Raw genomic sequence first — 19063 nt, forward strand, 5'->3', positions numbered from 1 at the left:
CTGCCCCATACTGCGTTGCGTGCAGCTCATCGGCTCGGTATGGCGTGTCGGGTTGCCCCTTGTGGTTGTCGCGAGCACCGCCCTCGCGCTGGTGTCAGCTATTCGTGCCCGAGCAGAGCCGTCACCGATCTCGCGTCCCCACGGCTGGCTCGTCGCCCTCATCTGCCTCACGCTGGCCGGCGATGCCGCACTCGGGGATCAGCGCCCAGCATTCGAACGGCAATGGAAGGGCGCCGCCGCAGTACTTCTCGGCCTGGCCGCCACTACCGTCCTGTGGAAGCACTACCGCTCGCGACGATGTGACCCTGCTACAACCCGGCAGAAGCAGCCCACCCCCGCGGTCACACTGGCCAACACCGCACGGCACGGCGACCTCGCCGTGTTTGTCACGATGCCGGCATTCGGCGAGCACGTCGTCGAGGCCACCGTGACACGCTGGCTCAAACATGTCGGCGACACCGTCGAGGCAGGCGAACCGCTGGTCGAGGTCTCCACCGACAAGGTCGACACCGAGATACCCGCGCAAGCTTCCGGCACCCTGCTGGAGATCAAGGTCGCGGCAGGAAAGACCGCACCGGTCGGGGCGGCAATCGCAGCGATCGAGCCTTCTGCCGGCACGTCCGACGGCAGCCAGCGGAGTAACTGACCAGCCGAACAACAGCACAGCCCGAACCGGCCGGCCAGTTCCCGGTTAACAGCTCGTAGCGCGCAGCTCGCGGCATGACAGTTAAGCCGATCATGGGGTGCTACAAGCGGCCATGCGGGTCGACCGCCTGTGCTTCGTCGTACTGTCAGCCATTGACGAACCCGAGCGAGTCGCTTTCAGCTAGGCGGGCCAGTTTAGGCTGCCGCCAAGGTTGGGCTCACGTATTGTGTCAACGCTATATGGTCTACTGCGGTCTCGGACTAGATTCTCGGCCGCCACAATTAGCTCATCCTGGATATTGCGTTGAAGCGCTCCCCACACCGGATACTTTTCCCAATCTTGGTGCGGGTCGTCCTTCAGTCGATCAGCCGTCTTATCTCGCAGCTCCCCGGCCTCCCAGGTGGTTTCAAGCCCTGCGACCACTCTCGCCACAGGAATCATCTCGATCGGTAACATCGATGCCAGAAGGTGTAGGTGCCCAATCGCCAGCGGCGTTCCGTCAGGAACAAGATTGACCTGGCCGAGATCCCGCAGTACTGAAAGTTCGAAGTTGACACGCCTCTCGTGTAACAAAGCCAGCTCGGCTGCTCGGGCATTGGCGTTACCACGCCTGATCGCGACAACCGCCACCCAAACAGCAGCAACTGCGCCGACCGTGCCCGTCAATTGAGAAACGAGAAGGATCCAATCCGTAACAGTCACAGCCAGGACTCTACGTGCTGGTCGGCCGATTTTGTTGGCCCGCGATGCGCCGTGCGGAACTATGCGGCTCTAGGTCTGACAGCGGTACGCCCAACGACGTACCGGTCTCCGGGCAGGCGAAGGAAGGCGGGATGTGCCCGCATAGTCCGCTTGAGTGCTGCGGCGGTGATGCGGTGGCCTGCGTACGGCAGTTCGTCGCCTAGCTCACTTGGGGTAAGCGCTCGACCGCATCGAACCAGATGCCGCGCCGCCAGTTGCTCCGTGGTCGGCGAGCCAACCGGCTCTATCACGAAGAGAGCCTGCCTGGCGCGAGCCCATCCATCTGCCGCAGCACCGAATATCTCGGCCACAGGCTCTACCACGTCTCCGAGTCGCCGTATGCCCGAACGCAGCCGGTCTCGGTCCAGGAAGTCGTATCGCCACGCCAGATAAACGGCGGCGGCCGCAACGGCGAGCGCGGGAAGCGGATACCGAGCAGCGAGCCGCGCTCCGGCTCCCGCCCCAAGGAACAACAGCCGCCCGGCCACCTCTACCACGAACGCCGCGTCAGCCAAACTCGCCTCGAACCCCGCAGCGCGCAGCAGGCTCTGCGCGGCCCCGACCCAGCTGACGGAGGCACTCGCCATGCCAAGCCGGGCGAACACGCTGTCAGCGCTGAGAACGACGGCCGGCGCCAAGAGCTCCGCAACAGCGACCGTCTCCACATCATCCGGGTCGCCACGCATCGACCGCGGCAAAATCGAATCGTCACGCAGAACCCGCTTGGCTCTCGGGCTGAGGCAGTCACCGACGGCCACGTCCACGACCGCCACGCTAGGCATGACTTCCTCCCACAGCGCGCGCTCGGCATCGGCAATGCCCACACCAGTCGACGCGGCCACCACCGTTAAACGTTCCGCAAGCTCGCCCGGTACATGGGCCCCCACGAACACGTTGGATCGACCGGTCGCGGCCAAGCCGGTCACGAGCCCGTCGCCGCCGCCAACTTCGCGGACCAAGCGACATGCCTGCCTCGCCAGCACGTTGGTGTCCGTAACCGCCACGAGTGCACACACCGGCGGCAGCATCGGACGCAAGGTCGGCGTGCGGCGCGCCGCCATCAGGCGCTGAAGGTCGGCCTCTAACACCCTCACAGTGTCCACCTAGGGCGACCTCACCTCCACCAAGAAACGCCACCACGAGGCGCTCACCCGCGCCGGCGCCATCGGAGACACATACCCGTTGAGGTAAACCCGGTCAGCACACTCGATGTCCAGCCCTACCTGACCATCGAGAAGATCATTGACCGTGACCGGACGCTTCGCCACCAGGCACCTCCCACATCGACGGAGACGCCCTGATCAACGGTCACACCAACAACCGGGATCAACCAGCCGCACCCTCACCACGAACCACGACCACCCACCTCGACGGTCCGAGGCGGAGCCTCTTTAGTTTTCTCAGGTCCGTACCGGTGCCTTGACGACGATGCCCGGCCGCGCCAGATCGAGGTATCTGATGGATGGGGAAGTGATCGTGATGCCTCCCGACAGTGATCATTGTCCGTTCTTGAGTTGAGTCGGGTCGTGGCGCAGGATCGCCTGCAGCAGGGGGGGCGGTAGTTGTTCGCGCGCGTTGAGGATTTCCAAGCCAACGACATGGCCGTGAGCATTCAGGTCCAGGTTGAACATGCCGCGGTGGGCGTCAAGTCTAGCGGTCTTTTCAGCAGCTCCGGCAGGGACCGGGTGCTGCAGATAGATATATGCCGCGTTCGCCTCACTGTCGTAGGTACAAACCAGCGGGATGGTTGTCTCGATGCTCATGCTGATCATGCTCGCACATAGGGTTCAGGACGGCCAGTCCTTGGTGGATCGGCTCGCAGGCCTTGGTGGCAATCGCGGTCCACGTCCTGCAGGGAGGCGAGGCAGGACGTGCAGGATCTCGACTAATTCCAGCCAGCTGAGATGACCTTTCCGGCTTTGTTCAGGACCACCCAAACCTTACGACCGGTGTATTTAGTAGTACCGGGGTCGTGCCCTCGGCTCCTTCGACCGCTCGCGACAGCTTGTTCTGCCATGTCTCGCGATATTCCTCGTTCGTCCATCCGCTGTTGACCGTGAGAAGTATATCCCTTGATGTACTGGCCGCCGCCCCCCGCCGGACAGTTGTGAACCAACACGGGCTGGGTGCCCACAAAGACGTAATAGGTATGGACGACAGCGACAGTGAGGTTATATGCAACATCCACGTGTCGGCTGCCGTCGACTAGCCCCACCACTGTGACCGCATCACCGGACGGGGTAGTCAGTTCATCGCCAGCGTCCAGATCCTCGGCTAGCTGCCATTGCCTGTCAGTCTGGTTCCAGAATGGATGGTCCTCGGTCGTGACGATAGAAGCACCGACGAGTTCCAGGCTTACCAGTTCGTCCTCGTGGTGCCAGGCGTGGGTAACGGTCTGCGAACCTACCGCGCCGCTCTCGGGGGCAGCGGCGAGGACCTGATCGCCATCCTGGACTTCACTGATCGGCTTGGCCGATCCATCGGCCATTAGGACCTTGGTGTCAGCGCCGAAGCTCCTGCAGCCGCCTGTCAAGCCACTCTTCCCATTTGTGGCGGGTGGACTTTCTGGTCCGGGTACCTTTGGGTTTTTGAACTGGATGCCGTTCGGTCCAAGCGTCACGTTTGGCCCCAACGACCGTTCATCCATGGGAAGGTCACTCAGCGTAGCCACGAAGCCGTCGTACAGTTCCCCATACCATTCGCCGCAACCATTACCGCCCATCTGGCGGCATACCCACATGGCGTATGCGTACTCCTGATGCGCGGCTTCGTAGTCGTTGTAGAAAGGCCCGAACGACGCATACTCCTTTTTGAGGTTATTGAACCAGATTCTAGTGAATTCTTCCTTGCTGACGCTGTCGGGAATGACGATGACTCGGCCCAGGCGATTCCGGTTTGGGTTCTCGCCTTGAGGATATTCGGGATCTTCGCTGCCGCTGCAGCCGCCGCAGCCGTCGTTGTGGCCGGGCGAGTTGACGTAGTCGCCGTTGATGTCGGTGTAGTCGGCGCCGGGCGCGCAGACGAAGTCGGAGCAGGACTTTTCGCCGGTTGGGTCGCTGAATGTGGTGGGGTTGTTTTCGCTGTAGGCGTAGCCGTTCCATTGTTGGGGAACGGTGAGGTCCATGATCGGGTCGATGGAGATGAACCGGCCGGCGGCCGGGTCGTAGTCGCGTGCGCCGATGTTGGTCAGGCCGGTGGCGGCGTTGGTGGGTTTGTTGAGGAAGCCGCGGTTGTCCGGCCAGGCGGAGATGACGCCGCGCGGTTCGCCGTAGGGGGTGTACTGGCGCCAGGTGGGCGTCTGCGCGGTGTTGTTCAGGTACAGGGTGGGTGTTCCTTGGCGGTCGGTGATGGCGAAGCTGTAGTTGGCGCCGCTGCCGGTGCGGATGGCCATGCCGCCGCCGGGTAGCGCGTGGTAGCGGGCGCCGGTGATGGCTTGGGTGGTGGTGTTGAGGGTGAGCTGCTGCCCGGGCAGGTAGAGCGTGGTGGCGCCGGGGTCTTTCTGCATGAGCAGGTTGCCGTCGGCGTCGTAGAGGAAGGTGCTGTTTCCGGCGGTGCTGCCGTTGATGGCGGTGAGTTGGCCGGCGTCGTTCCAGGTGAGGGTTTGGTTGCCGTTGCCGGCGTTGCGGCTGGTCGTGTTGCCGGCGGTGTCGTAGCCATAGGTGGTGGAGCTGGGCGCGGCGCCGGTGGTGGCGGTGCTGGTGAGGGTGTGTGGCTGGTCCGCGCCGTTGCCGTCGTAGGTGTAGGTGGTGGTGGTGTCGCTGCCGCCGGTGGTGGAGTAGCGGGTCTGTCTGGTGCGGTTACCGATTGGGTCGAACTCCCAGCCCGTCCAGTAGGCGCTGGTACTGCCGAGGCCGCTGCCGACCATGGCGCGGCTGGTCGGAGTGGGTTCGACCGCACAGTTGTCGGTCGCGGTCCAGGCCTTGGTGAGCCGTTGGAGGTTGTCGTAGCGGAAGCACTGGGTCTCGGACGGGGTCGTGGCGCCGAGGCGGGTGGAGACCTGCCGGATCGGGTTGCCGGCCTTGTCGTAGTCGTAGTGCTGTTTGTCGACGTCGCCGGGTGTGGTGCCCATGCGGGTGACGAGCTGGTCGGTGAGCCGTCCGGTGTGGTCGTCGTAGGTGTTGGTGACGAAAGCGCGGTCGGGTACGGCGCCGCCGATGGTTTGCTGGTTGACCCGGGTGAAGGCGTCGTAGGTGACGCCCTGGGCGTAGCCGCCGAGGCCGGCGAGGGTGCTGGGTAGGTCGAAGGCGGTGGAGTAGCCGTGGGTGACGGTTTCGGCGGGGAGGGCGCCCTTGGGCGGATAGCTGATCCTGCCGAGCAGTCCGGTGGTGGTGGAGTACTGGTAGTTGAACGTGTAGGTACCGCCGAGCAGGCCTTCGCTGGCGGGAATGGTGACGGTTTGGCCGACCGGCTTGCCGAAGACGTTGAAGTTGGTCTGCTGCACGGTGTAGGCCGCCCCGCCCGAGTACGCGGTCGCGGTCGTCAGCTGGCCGACCACGTACCGCGGTGTGGCGATCGCGTTGTTGGCGTTGTCGTACACCCAGGCGGCGAGCTGGTTGGCCGCGGACTGGGAGGCGGTCGGTGCGGCGTACCGGCCGGTCCGGCGGTTGAGCGCGTCGTATGTGGTGGAGGTGGTCCTGGCGCGGGCGTCGGTGGCTTGCAGCAGGTTGCCGTTGCCGTCGTAGGTCATGCCGGTGGTGTCGCCGGCGTCCGGGTCGGATTTGGCGGTGACCTGGCCGAGCAGGTTGTACGTGGACGTCCAGGTGTTGCCGTCGGCGTCGGTGACGCTGTTCTGGTTGCCGTGGCTGTCGTACCCGTAGGTGGAGGTGACCGCGGTGCCGCCGGTGATGGAGAAGATGCCGGTGAACGTGTTGGCCGGCGTGTTCAGCGTCGGCTTGACGCTGTGGTCCAACAGCTGGCTGGTCCGGCCCAGCGGGTCGGTGACGGTGGTTTTGACGACGCCGCCCTCGGGTGGGATGACGGTGGTGCGGTCGCCGTTGTACACCGTCGTGGTCCGCGACACCTCGAGGTTGTTCTTGGCGGCGGCCTCGACGACCACCCGGCCGAGGCCGTCGTAGGTGTAGAAGGTCTGGTTGGGCAGCTGCGGGGGTGGGCTCACCTGGTCCGGCCGGATCGGGGTCGTACTGGGCAGCGACCCTGGGTGCCACCAACCGTTGTTCGACGAGCGGACCCACCCGCGGCTGTCGTAGAACGCGTCGGTGACCATCCGCCCGGACTGGGGTGTCATCGCCTGGGTCTGCCGCACCCGCAGCTGCGCGTCGTAGATGGTGGTCGACGCGACGTAGCCGCTGGAGTCGTTCAGCTTCGACGTGGTGGTCGCGGTGACATCGTTCTTCTGGACCAGGTAGCTGAACTTGTAGTTCGCCGACACGGTCGTCGCCCGCGAGTACAGCCACACCGCGGTCGCCCGGCCGAGCGCGTCGTACTGCTGGGTGGTAACCACATTGTTCGGGTCGGTGGTGGTCGTGGTCAGCCCGCGGAGGGTGTCCAGGGTGCTCGTGGTGGTCTGGGACAGCGGGTTGGTGACGGTGGCGGCGGTGGTCAGGCCGACGCTGTTGGTGGTGTAACCGTAAGTGGTCTTGTTGCCGTTGCCGTCGTAGGTGTCCACGGGTCGGCCGTAGCTGTCGTAGGTGGACCGTGTGGTGGTCTGCCAGGTGTAGGCGCCGCCGGTGTAGTCGACGGCCCGGCGTTTCATCGTCACGTTGCCCGTGGTCGGCGCCGCTGTCTGCGGGAAGGCGGTGGCCCAGTTGGTGTCGTCGTAGAAGGTGCGCTCGGCGGTGACAACCTGGGCGGGTCGGTTGACGCTCGACGGCGCGGTCAGGGTGTTGAGCGTTCCTGGCACGGACGCCGGTGTGCCGGCGGTGTAGCCGCCGCAGGCCACGGAGACGGTCTCGACCTGGGCGACCAGGTCCACCAGGTTCTTGCTCGTGTTGGTAGGCGCGTACGTCCTGGTGGTGCAGCTGTCGTACGCCGGATCGGGTGGCACGGTGTGGGTGTAGGCGTGTTTGAGCACGCCGACCGTCGGCGAGGTGACCGACGTGTCGTAGCTGTTGTCGGTGGTGGTGTACCGCCAGGTCGTGCCGCCGCTGCCGGTGACCGCCTGCCGGCTGTAGGTGAGCACCGGGGCGGTCCAGTTCGCGGTCAGGGCCGGCAGTCCGGTGCGTGTTCGGCTGGCGGTTGCGGCCGACACCCAGTAAGAGGTGATGGTGGAGTTGTCTACCGGGCCGCCCTCGCCGAGGTGGGCCGTGGTCTCGAGCTCTTTACCGGCGAGCTGGTCGAGGTCCTCGTGCACGCCGCCGGCCGAGTCGGTCACGTTGACCACGGTGGTGGAGTTGTTCTTCGACATCCCCCGGTAGTAGGTGGTCTGTGACAGGGTCCTCGGGTCGTTGACGCCGTCGCCGGCCAGAGTTTTGACGGTGCCGTAGCCGCGGAACTGGCCGTAGGTGCGGTACTTCTTCTTGACGACCTCGTTCTCGTCGTACCGCCACGCCGCGCCACCTTCGTACGCGTAGTTGGTGGAGGTGGCGGGTGCGCCGCCGGTGGGGTCGGTGGCGGTGACCCGGGTGACCGCATACTTGTGGAACCAGTCCCGGAACGGTGCCGTGTAGCCGTCCGGTGTCCAGTACACCGGGTAGCAGGACCTGGTGTTGGTCGCCGGGTTCAGCGACACCGGCGCGGTGCAGGGTTGGGGCAGCTCGTAGCTTGCGGTGATCACCGAGCCGGTCTCGGTGGTGACGGTCTCGATCCGGTGGCGGTAGAACGCTGTCAGGCCAGCGGGGTCGACCCGGTTGGGCAGCTTGATGCTGGCAAACGACACGGACGGCAGCGTGATCGCGGCGGTGGAGCCACCCGCCGTCGTGTCGTGCCCGGTCCGGGCGATAGAGGCCAGCCACAGCGTCGGCGCGTTCCCGTCACCGGTGGCGGGGATGGTCTGCGACAGCGCGAACGAGTCCACCGGCGGGTAGCTGGAGGTGGCGGTCGACCACTGCTGGGTGGTGATCGACGTGAGCCGCACGGTGGAGAAGAACGACGGCGTCCACACGTCGCAGTTGGTGCCGGAGGCGCAGATCAGGTCGTAGGGCACGTCCGGCCAGTTTGCCTTCGTCGACTCGCCCAACGGCGTACAGGTGCCGGACACGCAGCGCGGCCCGGTGCCGAAGACCACGCGGTTGGGGACGGTGCCGTAGGCGCCGCCGTCGCGGAAGCCGTAGTCGATCCGGTCCAGGTAGCTGTCGCGGACATAGTCCTCGTCGACCGCACCGTCGTTACGTCCGTAGTGGTTGATGTCCTGCTTGTAGTAGTAGGCCATCGCGTTGCCGCGCGCGTCGACGACGTGGTCGAGGTTCCACCGGTAGGCCATGTCACACCACGAGGCGGAGAACCCGGACGCGTTGTAGCACGGATCCCCGGAATGTGGCGAGTACACCGGTACCCGGTCCACCGAGTTCGTCGCCGCCTTGCCCGAGGACCAGCCCGGAAGGTGGTTGCGGCCGAACTCGTACACCGTGCCGTCCCGGGCCGTGACCCGCCAGTAGTCGGTGTTGTAGGTCCCGGAACCGTTGCCGGAGTTGGTCACGTGCGCGATGACGGAGCCGTCCTCGGTCTGCGGTCGCCACAGCTGCCTGGTGCTGTCCCACACCAGCGCGGTCGTGGCGCCGTTGAGCGACATGGTCAGGACCGGCCCGTTGTAGCACTGGTCCGCGATCGGCTGCGGTGCCGGGCTCCCACCGGGCTCGTCCGCGCAGGACGTGAAGGTCTGCTCGATGTAGGACCGCGGTGTGGACCATCCGTCACCGACCCACGAGGCTTGCGCCTGGGTCGCCGCGGTCTGCCCGTCCACACTGCCGGAGTCGTAGGCGAGCTCCACCCTTGGGGCCAGGCTCGAGGCGGCCGGCGGCACAGTGATCGGGTACGAGTAGGTGAACGAGCCGGTGCTGCCGCCGCCGGACCAGGACCCGGACGGCTTGAGGTCGGTGGCCGCGTACGTGCCGCCCGTACCGCCTTCCTCGCCAGCGCCCGCGACGGCCGCCACCACAATCGGCGCCGCAGCCGACAAGGTCAGCGACGCGGACACGCTTTGCGCCGCCGGGTCGTTGGTGGATCGCAGTGGCGTCGCCCGGCGGCAGCCGGCCGCGTCTGGTGTCGTCGTCACGCAGCTGGGCAGCTGGACCAGACGCAGCCGGGAGCCGTAGTTGGCGCCGTACGCCTCGGCGAACTCGCCGTAGTCGAGCCCGACCCGGACCTGCCCGGCGCCGCCGCCACCGGCCGGCGCCACCGTGAACAGCACCCCGTTGATGCCCGCGGCCCGGGCAACCTCCTGGTCCAGTACCCGGGCGTCGACCGATGCCGGACCGGCGTACCGCCCGTCGCCGGAGGCAACGGCTCTTGCCCAGACCGGCGTTCCGGCCGCCCGTGTAGTGGCCCCTTCGCGGGTCTTCGCGGTGGGGGCCGCCAGGTCTATCGATGCTTGGACCGGCTTGGGCCACGCTGTCGCCTTCGGGGTGAAGTTCTCGGCCGCCGCGTCGCGTGGCTTGGTGAACTGGAACTGCAGCGGCTTGACCTTGGTGACCGCGGGTCCGGGTGAGGTGGTCGGGGCCGCCGGCTTCGACACCTCCTGCGTGGCCGGTTTCGCGGACGACGGCGCCGTCGTCACGACGAGCGTCATCACCACAGCTGCGGCCACGGTTGACGACGCCTTCAGCCAGCCTTGAAGCCCACGATTTCCGCGCGACCGCACCATCGAGTCCCCGCATCCATACAGAGTGGACAAACGCTAACGAACGACCCGGGCTGCCGCCCTTGATCGTCCGTGGGCGTCACTCTCGCACGACGCGACCGATGCACTCTGCCCCCCAAAGATCACGGAACGGTAACAGTTCGTCTCGTACGGGGGTACGAACGGGACCGTGCTAAACAAACCGAACAGATCCTCTCGACCCGATGATCGCGCACACGCACCGGCCCTGGTTACTGTGCCCGCCGAGACGAAACACGCCGGCGCCCGCGGGCTAGACGGGGAGGTCCTCAATGGTCGGTTGGTCGGTTTCCAGGCCGGTACGCCGTTATGTCGCAACGCCTTTGGCCGGGCTGGTCGCGGCGGTCACCGTCGCGGTGGTCCCGGCGCACGCCATCCCGACCCCGGCGCCGGAAGAGCCGCCGCTGGTCACCGCGCCGGACTCGCCGGTGATGACCGTCGAGCAGGCGTTGGCGCGGGCCCGGCAGACCGACGCGCCGGTGCCGGTGGACGCGGCGAAGACCTCCACCGACGAGGTGACGGCGAACCCGGACGGGACGCTCACACTGTCGCGGTCGGTGTCACCGACCCGTAAACGGGTCGGTGACCAGTGGTGGGACCTGGACGCCACCCTGGGCCCCGGGCCGGGCGGCAGCGTCGCCCCTGCCGTGACCAGCAGCCAGCTCACGCTGTCCGGCGGCGGCTCCGGGCCGATGGCCACCATGGCCAGCGCCGGCATGTCGGTCGCGTTCACCCTGCCGATGACGCTGCCGCAGCCCACGCTCGACGGCGACTCGGCCACCTACACGAACGTGCTGCCGGACGTGGACCTGGTCGTGACCGCCGACATCCAGGGCGGGCTGTCGCACGTGTTCGTGGTCCACACCGCCGAAGCCGCCGCCAACCCGGCCTTGCAGCAGCTGACCGTCGCCACCCAGACGACCGGCGTGACGATGTCGGCGGACGCGGCCGGCAACATCACCGGCAGGAACCGCACCGGCCAGATCGTGCTCACCGCCCCGACCCCGATGGCCTGGGACTCGACCACCGCACCGGCGGCACGCACTGCCCCTTCCCGCCCAGACGACCACTCCACGGTGGACGGACCAGGCGCGGGAGCACGGCTCGCCCCGATCGCCGTACAGGTGACCACAGCGGGCATCGAGCTCACCCCGGACGCGACGCTGCTCACCGGCCCGGAAACCACCTACCCGGTGTACGTCGACCCGACCTTCACCTGGTCATCGGTCGGCGCCGCCAACAACGGCTGGGCGACCATCCCCGCCCAGCACGCCTCGACCAACTACTGGAAGACCACACCGGATCCGCGTGGACGGATGCAGGTCGGCTACAGCGGCGAGATCCGGTCCCGCACGCTGGTCAACTTCCCGATCGCCACGACCACCCTGGCCGGGGCGACCATCAACACCGCACGGCTGGACATCACCCAGACCCACTCCTACTCGTGCACCGCGAGCCGGGTCAACCTCTTCGCCCCGGGCACCACCCTCACCCAGTCCAACGCCAGCTGGAACGCGTGGAGCGGTGTCTCCCTCGGCTCGGTCGCCGACTACCAGGACGTCGCGCACGGCTACAACTCCTCCTGCCCGGCCGCCGGCGTCTCGTTCGACGTCAAGGCCGCGGTCTCGGCCGCGGTCAACAGCAACAAGAAAACCCAGACGTTCGCGCTGGTCGCCCAGAGCGAGACCGACACCAACGGCTGGAAAGAGTTCCTCCAGACCAGCCCACGGTTGACAGTCACCTACAACCACACCCCGAACAAGCCGACCGGCATGACCACCTCGCCGGCCACCTCGTGCACCGCAGCCACCCCGACCACCGTCGGGGACGGGCAGGTCACCCTGTACGCGCCGGTCTCCGACCGCAACGGCGGTGTCCTGGGCGTGCGGTTCAACCTGTGGAAGACCTCCACCCCCGGCACGATCCTGGCCTCCTCCGACCCCAACCTGCTCACCTACCCCTCAAGCAGCACCGCCGTGCTGGTCGTCCCCCTCACCACGCTGCGCACCGCCGCCGGCGGGACGATCACCCAGTTCTCCTGGCGGGTCCAGGCCACCGACTTCAACAAAACCAGCGACTGGTCGACCACCTGCAACTTCAAGTTCGACCCGACCCGCACCGGGCCACCCACCGTCTCCCAACCCGACAGCAGCGCCGTCATCGGCCAGTCCGTCACGGTGACCGTGACCCCACCGGCCACCGGCAGTACGCCCAGCGGCTACCTGTACCAGCTCAACGGCGGCCCGCCCGGCAACGTCACCGCGACCTCCGGCAACGCGACCATCACCGTCACCCCGCCCCGGTTCACCAACACCCTCACCGTCACCAGCCTCTCCCCCGGCGGGAACATCGGTGAGGCCGCCTCGGTCACCTTCAACGCCACCCCCGCCGAAACCGCACCCGACGGCGACCTCACCGGCGACGGCGTCGCCGACCTGCTCACCGTCGGCGCGACCAACAACCTGCCCTCCGGGCTCTGGCTCGGCGCCGGCAAGAACACCGGCCAGGTCGTCACCGCCACCACCAACATCGGCGCCAACGGCAACGGCGTCCGGACCACCCCCGCCGGCACGGAGCTGACCCACAGCCCCACCGACTTCAACTCCGCACAGATCATCACCGGACACTTCACCGGCACCGGCCTGCAGGACGTCCTCGTCTACTACCCCACCGGATACGCCGGCACCAGCGGCGAGAACGCCGGCGGTGGCGTCGTCCTGCGCGGCAACGGCGACGGCACCGCCATCCCAGCCCACATCTCCGGCACCCAGGAGACCATCTGGGCCGGGCTGCTGTCCGACATGAACGGCCTGAACCCACTACAGGTGGCCAACGCCGGCACCAGCTCCGGGTCCGGCCACGCCTTCCCCGACCTCATCGCCATCGCCGGCGACCCCACCATCGGCTACTACCTCAACTACTACCCCAACCAGGGCTCGGCCGTGGGCTGGGCGTTCCCCCCACAGCTGACCACCCCCACCCCCACCGGCGGCGTGGACTGGAACACCTGGACCATCGCCACCGCCCAAACCTCAACGGGCACCGCCATGTTCCTGTGGCAACGCTCCACCGGCGCGCTGCACCTGTGGACCAACCTCGCCTTCGACATCAACGCGCAAACGTTCAGCCACACCGCCCACACCCTGCGAGCCTCCGGCTGGAACACCAACGCCGCCGTCAAGCTGCACGCCACCGACGTCGACGGCAACGACACCGCGGACCTGTGGACCGTCGGCGCCAACGGCGCCACCACCGCCCACCTCGTCAGCAACCTCACCGCAGGGGCCGGCACCATCACCGCCCAGACCGGGCAGAGCCTGCTCACCAGCACCCACGCCTGGTTCCTCAACGACCACGAGGACGGGCCGGTCACCGGCACCAACACCGCCACCGACACCGTCGGCACCCTGGCCGCCACCGGCGCCGGCAACGCCGCCTGGAACAGCGGCGACCTCTACGACCCCGACGTCGCCTTCGACGGCACCAACAGCACCCTCACCACCACCGGCCCCGCCCTGGCCACCAACGCCGACTTCACCGTCTCCGCCTGGGTCAAACCGCACACCGCCGGCGGTACCGTGCTGTCCCAGGACGGCACCAACGGCGCCGGCTTCAAACTCTGGGCCGAAGCCGCCGACAAAAGCTGGCGGTTCGCCCTGTCCACCACCGACTCGGCCACCGCCGGCTGGGACACCACCAACTCCGCCCCCAACACCGTCCGGCCCGGCATCTGGACCCACCTGACCGCCACCTACAAACGCTCCACCGGCCTCATGGAACTGTTCGTCAACGGCGTCAAGGTCTCCTACAACACCCACACCACCGTCTGGAACGCCGGCGGCACGTTCCGGTTCGGCGCCCACCGCACCTCGAACACCGCCATCGCCGGCCACCTCAACGGGCAGGTCGCCCACGTACTGGTCTGGAACCAGGACATCGACCCCGCCCAAGCCGTCACCCCACCCAGCTACTACCAGCCCATCGCCCAGGTCCGCGCGCTCGACACCCGCAACAACATCGGCGGCACCAACGGACCCCTGCCCCCGGGCAGCACCATCCGCCTGAGAATCGCCGGCGCCAACGGCATCCCCGCCACCAACGTCACCGCCGTCGCCATGTCCCTGACCGTCGTCTCACCCAGCGGCGGCGGCCACGTCCGCGTCTGGCCCGACAACACCCCACGACCCGCCACCGCAGCCCTCGACTTCGGCAGCGGCGTCACCATCGCCAACTACGTCATCACCGCCGTCGGCGCCAACGGATACATCAACCTCTACAACAACGCCAGCACCATCCACCTGCTCGCCGACATCACCGGATACTTCACCTCCGACGAAACCGCCACCGGCAACACCAGCTACACCCCCACCACCCCCACCCGCCTACTCGACACCCGAAACGGCACCGGCGGCGTCACCGGCCCCCTACCCGCCAACAGCACCACCACCCTGCAGGTCACCGGCACCGCCGGCGTCCCCACCGGCGCCAAAGCCGTCGCCGTCAACTTCACCATCCTCAGCCCCGACACCTTCGGCTTCCTCACCACCTACGCGGACGGCACCACCCGACCCGGCGTCTCCGGACTCCAGTTCCCCGTCAACGGCAACATCGCCGCCATGTCCATCGTCCCCGTCGGCACCAACGGAAAAATCGCCATCTTCAAAAGCGGCGGTACCAACGCCCACCTCATCGCCGACATCCTCGGCTACTTCACCACCGGCACCAACGGACAGAAATACCACCCCATCAACGCCACCCGCATGATCGACACCCGACGCGACGGCGGCCCCGTACCCAGCAACAGCACCAAAACCATCGCCCAAGGCAACACCGTCATCGCCAACGCACCCACCCTCATCCTCAACGTCACCATCACCCAACCCACCGCCGGCGGCTACCTCACCACCTACGACGCCAGCACCACCCGCCCCCTCATCTCCAACATGGACTTCGCCGCCAACCAAACCATCGCCGGCCTCACCCTCCCCACCGCCAACCAAGGCACCGTCGCCATCTACACCAGCCAAACCGCCGGAGCAACCAGCCACCTCGTCATCGACTGCCTCGGATACTTCGCCAACACCTGACCACCCCCGCCACACCCTCCGGCCCGAATCCCCGACGCCGCTCGATTGGCAGGCCCGGACCCTGGTGTGCCGTGCCGAACTCGGACACGGCAGACAGGGTCCGGGCCCGTCAAAAGCCATCGGGACAGCGGCGCGATGGTGATGACGTTCGCGGACGCGCTGATGTCGGCCGAGGCGGACGCGGTGTGGTGCGCCGTACGGACAGCGCCGCGAAGAGCACACGAACCCCCGTAACGGGTACCGGCAGCAGGAATGGGATACCAGGGCTGGCACGGTGGATCTGGTGATCCCGTAGCTGCGGCGGGGCACCTCCCCACGCAAAGGTCGGACGTGTACTTCGTAGTTGGCGCCAGCAGAGTATACGTCCCAAGGCAACCCACACGGCCTCCGTGACGTCAGCGTTGACGTCATGCGCGGAGTCGGAAGTCAAGAAGTGACGTCTCTCCGTGACTCGTCATTCGACTCGTACTCGGTAATAAGAGCGGCCAAAAACTCCTTGATTCGCTCCTGCATTTGAAATCCGTTGCGGAGGTTAGACAACTCCACCTCGACGCGGATCTTGACGGTCGGCGACGATCGCTCCACTACGAGAACAGTCATTACTCCTCCCCCACCACCAATTGTGCCGCCATTTTCGCATCCACCAGGGAATCGAATTCTCTCCCGATTTACCCGAATAAACAGTCTCCGGTATCTTGGGTTAGTGGAGCTTCCGTCGTTGCGCGGCTGCGGAGCGTTCCGCCAGCTGTGGCATGTGGCCCGGACTTGGACCACAACGAACTCACGCACAGCGAGGAGGGCGACGCCCGCTCGTTGTCGATGTTTCTCCACTGACGGCGCCTATCCTTGGCCACCTCCCCTGAGGAGCAGACAGCCGATAGTGCTTGTCATCGACGGGGATCTGACGAACGGCGCTGAATCAGGCCGCGAAGCCCGTTGTGCCTCCGTGGCCGACGCCGAAGGCTCCGCAGGATGGGAGCAGATTGGGAGCAGCAGGATGCTCCCAACGGCTCCGAACCGCATCCAACCGCGCTGACCTGCTCGTTACTACCCCGCCGCGACCTGCGGTTCCTGGAAACGCGCAGGTCAGGGCGTCGCAGCTATTTCGTTGACACGGAAGAGGTCACTGGTTCAAACCCAGTATCGCCCACCAGAGTTCTCGCAGGTCAGCGGCTCGTTACCGATCCAGAGGTAATGAGCCGTTTCACTTCTGCTACTTACATTGGGAGCAAAATGGGAGCAGAGATCATCTAGCGCCCGCTCCCCCGGCGACCCCGTCGGCACGCGGCCGGGTTGGCCGCTGTCACCGCCAGCGGGTGTTCACGAGCAGCTCGGGTTTGGTGGGCACGATGCGTAGGGCGTGCAGCGGCGCGGCCGGCGTGGGGGTGCACGACTTCGAGCCATTCGAGGCCCTGACGGGTGCTCAGGCATCGCGGGATCGACGCGAAGTACCGCAGCTTGAAACCCGCGAAATAGGGCGTCGGCGAATCGTCGACGTCGCGGCCGTGCAGATGGATCTCGGCCGGATCGACGCCGCGTTGCTCGAGGTGAGCCAGGACGCCCCGGCCAGCCCGGTGCAGCGGGCTGGTCGGCTTCCACCGCTCGTCGATGTGATCGAGGGCCGCCGCGTTGCGCGGCGACGCGTCGGCCAGCTCGATGCGGTCCAGCCGCACCGCCCCGTTCTGGACGGCGTGTGCCAGGTGCTCCCGGTAGCGGCGGGGAATCCACCGGTCGAGGCCGTCGAGCTCGGGCAGCATGGCGTGCCGGGGCGCCCGTCCGGCGTCCGGGTCGACCGGGATGGCGTGCAGCCGCTGAACCGCGATCCTGGCGGGTTCGCCGCGCCGCCACAGCAGAGTGAGCGGGAAGTCGAACCGGGCCCGGCCCACGAACAGGAACTGGTAGCCGCGGCGGTTCCCACCCAGGCCACGCCGCAGCAGTGTGTAGGGGTCACGGTTGCTGCCCGACGTGCCGGCGACGTGTTCGAACCATTCCTCGTCGCCGTTGTCGATCTCCACATAGATGTCGACGTCGTTCGGCTCGGGTGCGCCGCGGGCGAACGAGCCGAACACATACACCTCAGTGACCAGGCGCAGTGGCCAGGACTCGGCACCGGCCTCGAGCCGTTGCAGCATCTGTACGACCAGGTCGAGGGCGCGTTCGCGCTTCATGCAGTCCAGTGTCCTTCCACAGGGATGTCGGAGCAGTTGACGGGATCGATGCGACGGCTAGATCCGGTCGGCGTGCGACAGCCGCTGCGCGGCTCGTCCTCGTCGACGGCCTGGACGAGGTCCTCGACGCCGACCGGCGCCGCACGGTGGTCCGCAAGCTCACCGCGGTCCCGGGCGACCGCTATCGGTTCGTCGTCGCCACCCGGCCGCTGGCCGACGGTGAGCTGCCGAAGGCGGGGTGGCCCCGGTTCGAGCTGCTGCCGCTGGCGGCGGGGCTGACCGGCTTCGCCGAGCGGTGGTTCGCCGCCCTTGGCCTGCCCGATCCGGCCGCGTCCGCGGCCGGCTTCACCCGGGCGGTACGCTATACGTCCCTCGCCGAGTTGGCCCGCACGCCGCTGATCGCCACGATGCTGTGCCAGCTGTTCGTCCTGCGCCCCGAGCGGGACCTGCCCCAGGGGCGCGCCGGCGTGTACCAGTCCTTTGTAGACCTCCTTCGGGAGCGCCGGTTCGCCGCCGACGGCGGCATCCACCCCAGCTGGAGAAGGGATTCGAACGGTACGGCCACTCCGCCGTCGACGCCGCCGCCCATCTCGCCGATTGGTTCGACGGGCTGCTCGGGCGCCTGGCGGCGGCCCGGCACGCCGACGACACCACACCGGCGATCGACCTGCTGGCGCGCTGGACCGGCCAGCTGCGCCCGGCGCACGTACCCGATGGGATTTGGCGATCGTCCATAGCGGACCTGCTACGGCGCGGCGGGCTGATGGTGCAGCACGGCGACGACTTCGCGTTCTTCCACCAGACTGTCGGCGAGTTCCTCGCCGCGGCCCACCTCGCCGCCGATCCCCGCCGCAGCGACAAGCTGTTCCGCGCCATGTTCCACTGGCGGCTGCACCCGGACGCGCGCGCGAGGGAGTGGGCGAGCTCGTGGGGAGGGCGGGCGAGCCGGTGGCGCATACCCCGCGACGAGTCCTTCGCCTCGTTCCTCGTCGCCGCCTGGCAGGGGCGGCCCGACCTCACCGGCGCGCTACTCAAGGTGGCCCGCCGCAGCGGCGCGGACGGTGGCAAGTTCATCGCCACGCTGACGACCGACGGCGTGGTCACCGACCGCCGCCTGATCGACACGGCCGCCCAGACGCCTCTCAAGACCTCACGCAGCCCCGGCTGGTGGAGCCCGCAGTACACGACGGCGACGGCGGTCGGCCGCATGGGTGACCCGCGCGGCGGCGACCGGCTCGCCGAAACCGTCGCCGATCCGCGCATCGCATCCGTCACCCGCCGGTACGCCGCTCGCGAGCTGCACAGCCTGGACAACCCGCGGGGCGCTGACCTCCTACTCACCATGGCCACCGACGAGACCGCCAACACCTACGACCGGATCGACGCCGCGATCCAGCTCGCCTGGCTGCCACCCGCCCCTCCGAACCCCTGGTCAGCGGCTGGGCCGCCAACCAGCTCGCCAAAATCAGCACCAACGGCTCGGCCGCCGACCAACTCGCCGCCATCGCCAATGACCCCGCGAGCAGCGCCGGCCGTCACCGTCTCGCCCGCGAAGCGCTGACCATCCTCGGTGACCGCCGAGGCTACCGGGGTCCGCGCCGCATCGCCCTGCTACTCAAAGCCCGCCGCCGCTGACCCGTTCCGCACA

At 67.4% G+C, this 19063-nt stretch carries 8 protein-coding genes and 2 pseudogenes; 5 read left to right on the forward strand and 5 right to left on the reverse strand.

Translation table 11 applies throughout. The features are described 5' to 3' along the window. Positions 1-391 precede the first annotated feature (391 nt). Positions 392-601: pseudogene (locus RB614_RS43475) on the forward strand (biotin/lipoyl-containing protein); the annotation flags it as partial. Positions 602-826: 225 nt separating this feature from the next. On the opposite strand, the gene RB614_RS43480 reads toward RB614_RS43475, so the two are convergent. The 4 genes from RB614_RS43480 to RB614_RS43495 form a co-directional block, all read right to left on the reverse strand. After that, complete coding sequence (locus tag RB614_RS43480; RefSeq protein WP_308718585.1) at positions 827-1348, reverse strand: hypothetical protein; 522 nt, start codon at positions 1346-1348, stop codon at positions 827-829. Positions 1349-1407: 59 nt separating this feature from the next. Beyond that, complete coding sequence (locus RB614_RS43485) at positions 1408-2475, reverse strand: hypothetical protein (RefSeq protein WP_308718586.1); 1068 nt, start codon at positions 2473-2475, stop codon at positions 1408-1410. Between the two features lie 408 nt (positions 2476-2883). Next, entirely contained in the window at positions 2884-3150 is a 267-nt protein-coding gene (locus tag RB614_RS43490; protein WP_308718587.1) for a DUF2283 domain-containing protein, read from the reverse strand. Between the two features lie 122 nt (positions 3151-3272). Beyond that, complete coding sequence (locus tag RB614_RS43495) at positions 3273-10088, reverse strand: RHS repeat-associated core domain-containing protein (RefSeq protein WP_308718588.1); 6816 nt, start codon at positions 10086-10088, stop codon at positions 3273-3275. Positions 10089-10483: 395 nt separating this feature from the next. Between RB614_RS43495 and RB614_RS43500 the strand changes: the two genes are divergently transcribed. After that, on the forward strand, positions 10484-15247 hold the full coding sequence (locus tag RB614_RS43500) for a LamG-like jellyroll fold domain-containing protein (protein ID WP_308718589.1): 4764 nt from the start codon (positions 10484-10486) through the stop codon (positions 15245-15247). A gap of 132 nt (positions 15248-15379) precedes the next feature. After that, positions 15380-15539 (forward strand): annotated as a pseudogene (locus RB614_RS43505) (transposase); the annotation flags it as partial. Between the two features lie 958 nt (positions 15540-16497). Here the strand turns inward: RB614_RS43505 and RB614_RS43510 are convergent. Continuing rightward, on the reverse strand, positions 16498-17415 hold the full coding sequence (locus RB614_RS43510; protein ID WP_308718590.1) for a nucleotidyltransferase domain-containing protein: 918 nt from the start codon (positions 17413-17415) through the stop codon (positions 16498-16500). Positions 17416-17423: 8 nt separating this feature from the next. Here RB614_RS43510 and RB614_RS43515 point away from each other — a divergent pair, with 8 nt between their 5' ends. Continuing rightward, positions 17424-18152: an NACHT domain-containing protein gene (locus RB614_RS43515; protein ID WP_308718591.1), complete on the forward strand. Its 729-nt coding sequence runs from the start codon at positions 17424-17426 to the stop codon at positions 18150-18152. A 26-nt stretch (positions 18153-18178) separates the two neighbouring features. Further along, on the forward strand, positions 18179-18976 hold the full coding sequence (locus RB614_RS43520; RefSeq protein ID WP_308717325.1) for a hypothetical protein: 798 nt from the start codon (positions 18179-18181) through the stop codon (positions 18974-18976). Positions 18977-19063: the final 87 nt, after the last annotated feature.

This window comes from Phytohabitans maris (assembly GCF_031085175.1).
Classification (GTDB): domain Bacteria; phylum Actinomycetota; class Actinomycetes; order Mycobacteriales; family Micromonosporaceae; genus Phytohabitans; species Phytohabitans maris.

Excerpts from the sequence above, each read along its gene's own strand:
- RB614_RS43490 (WP_308718587.1), bottom strand. The coding sequence starts at position 3,150 with ATGAGCATCGAGACAACCATCCCGCTGGTTTGTACCTACGACAGTGAG.
- RB614_RS43510 (WP_308718590.1), bottom strand. The coding sequence starts at position 17,415 with ATGAAGCGCGAACGCGCCCTCGACCTGGTCGTACAGATGCTGCAACGG.
- RB614_RS43520 (WP_308717325.1), top strand. The coding sequence starts at position 18,179 with ATGGTGCAGCACGGCGACGACTTCGCGTTCTTCCACCAGACTGTCGGC.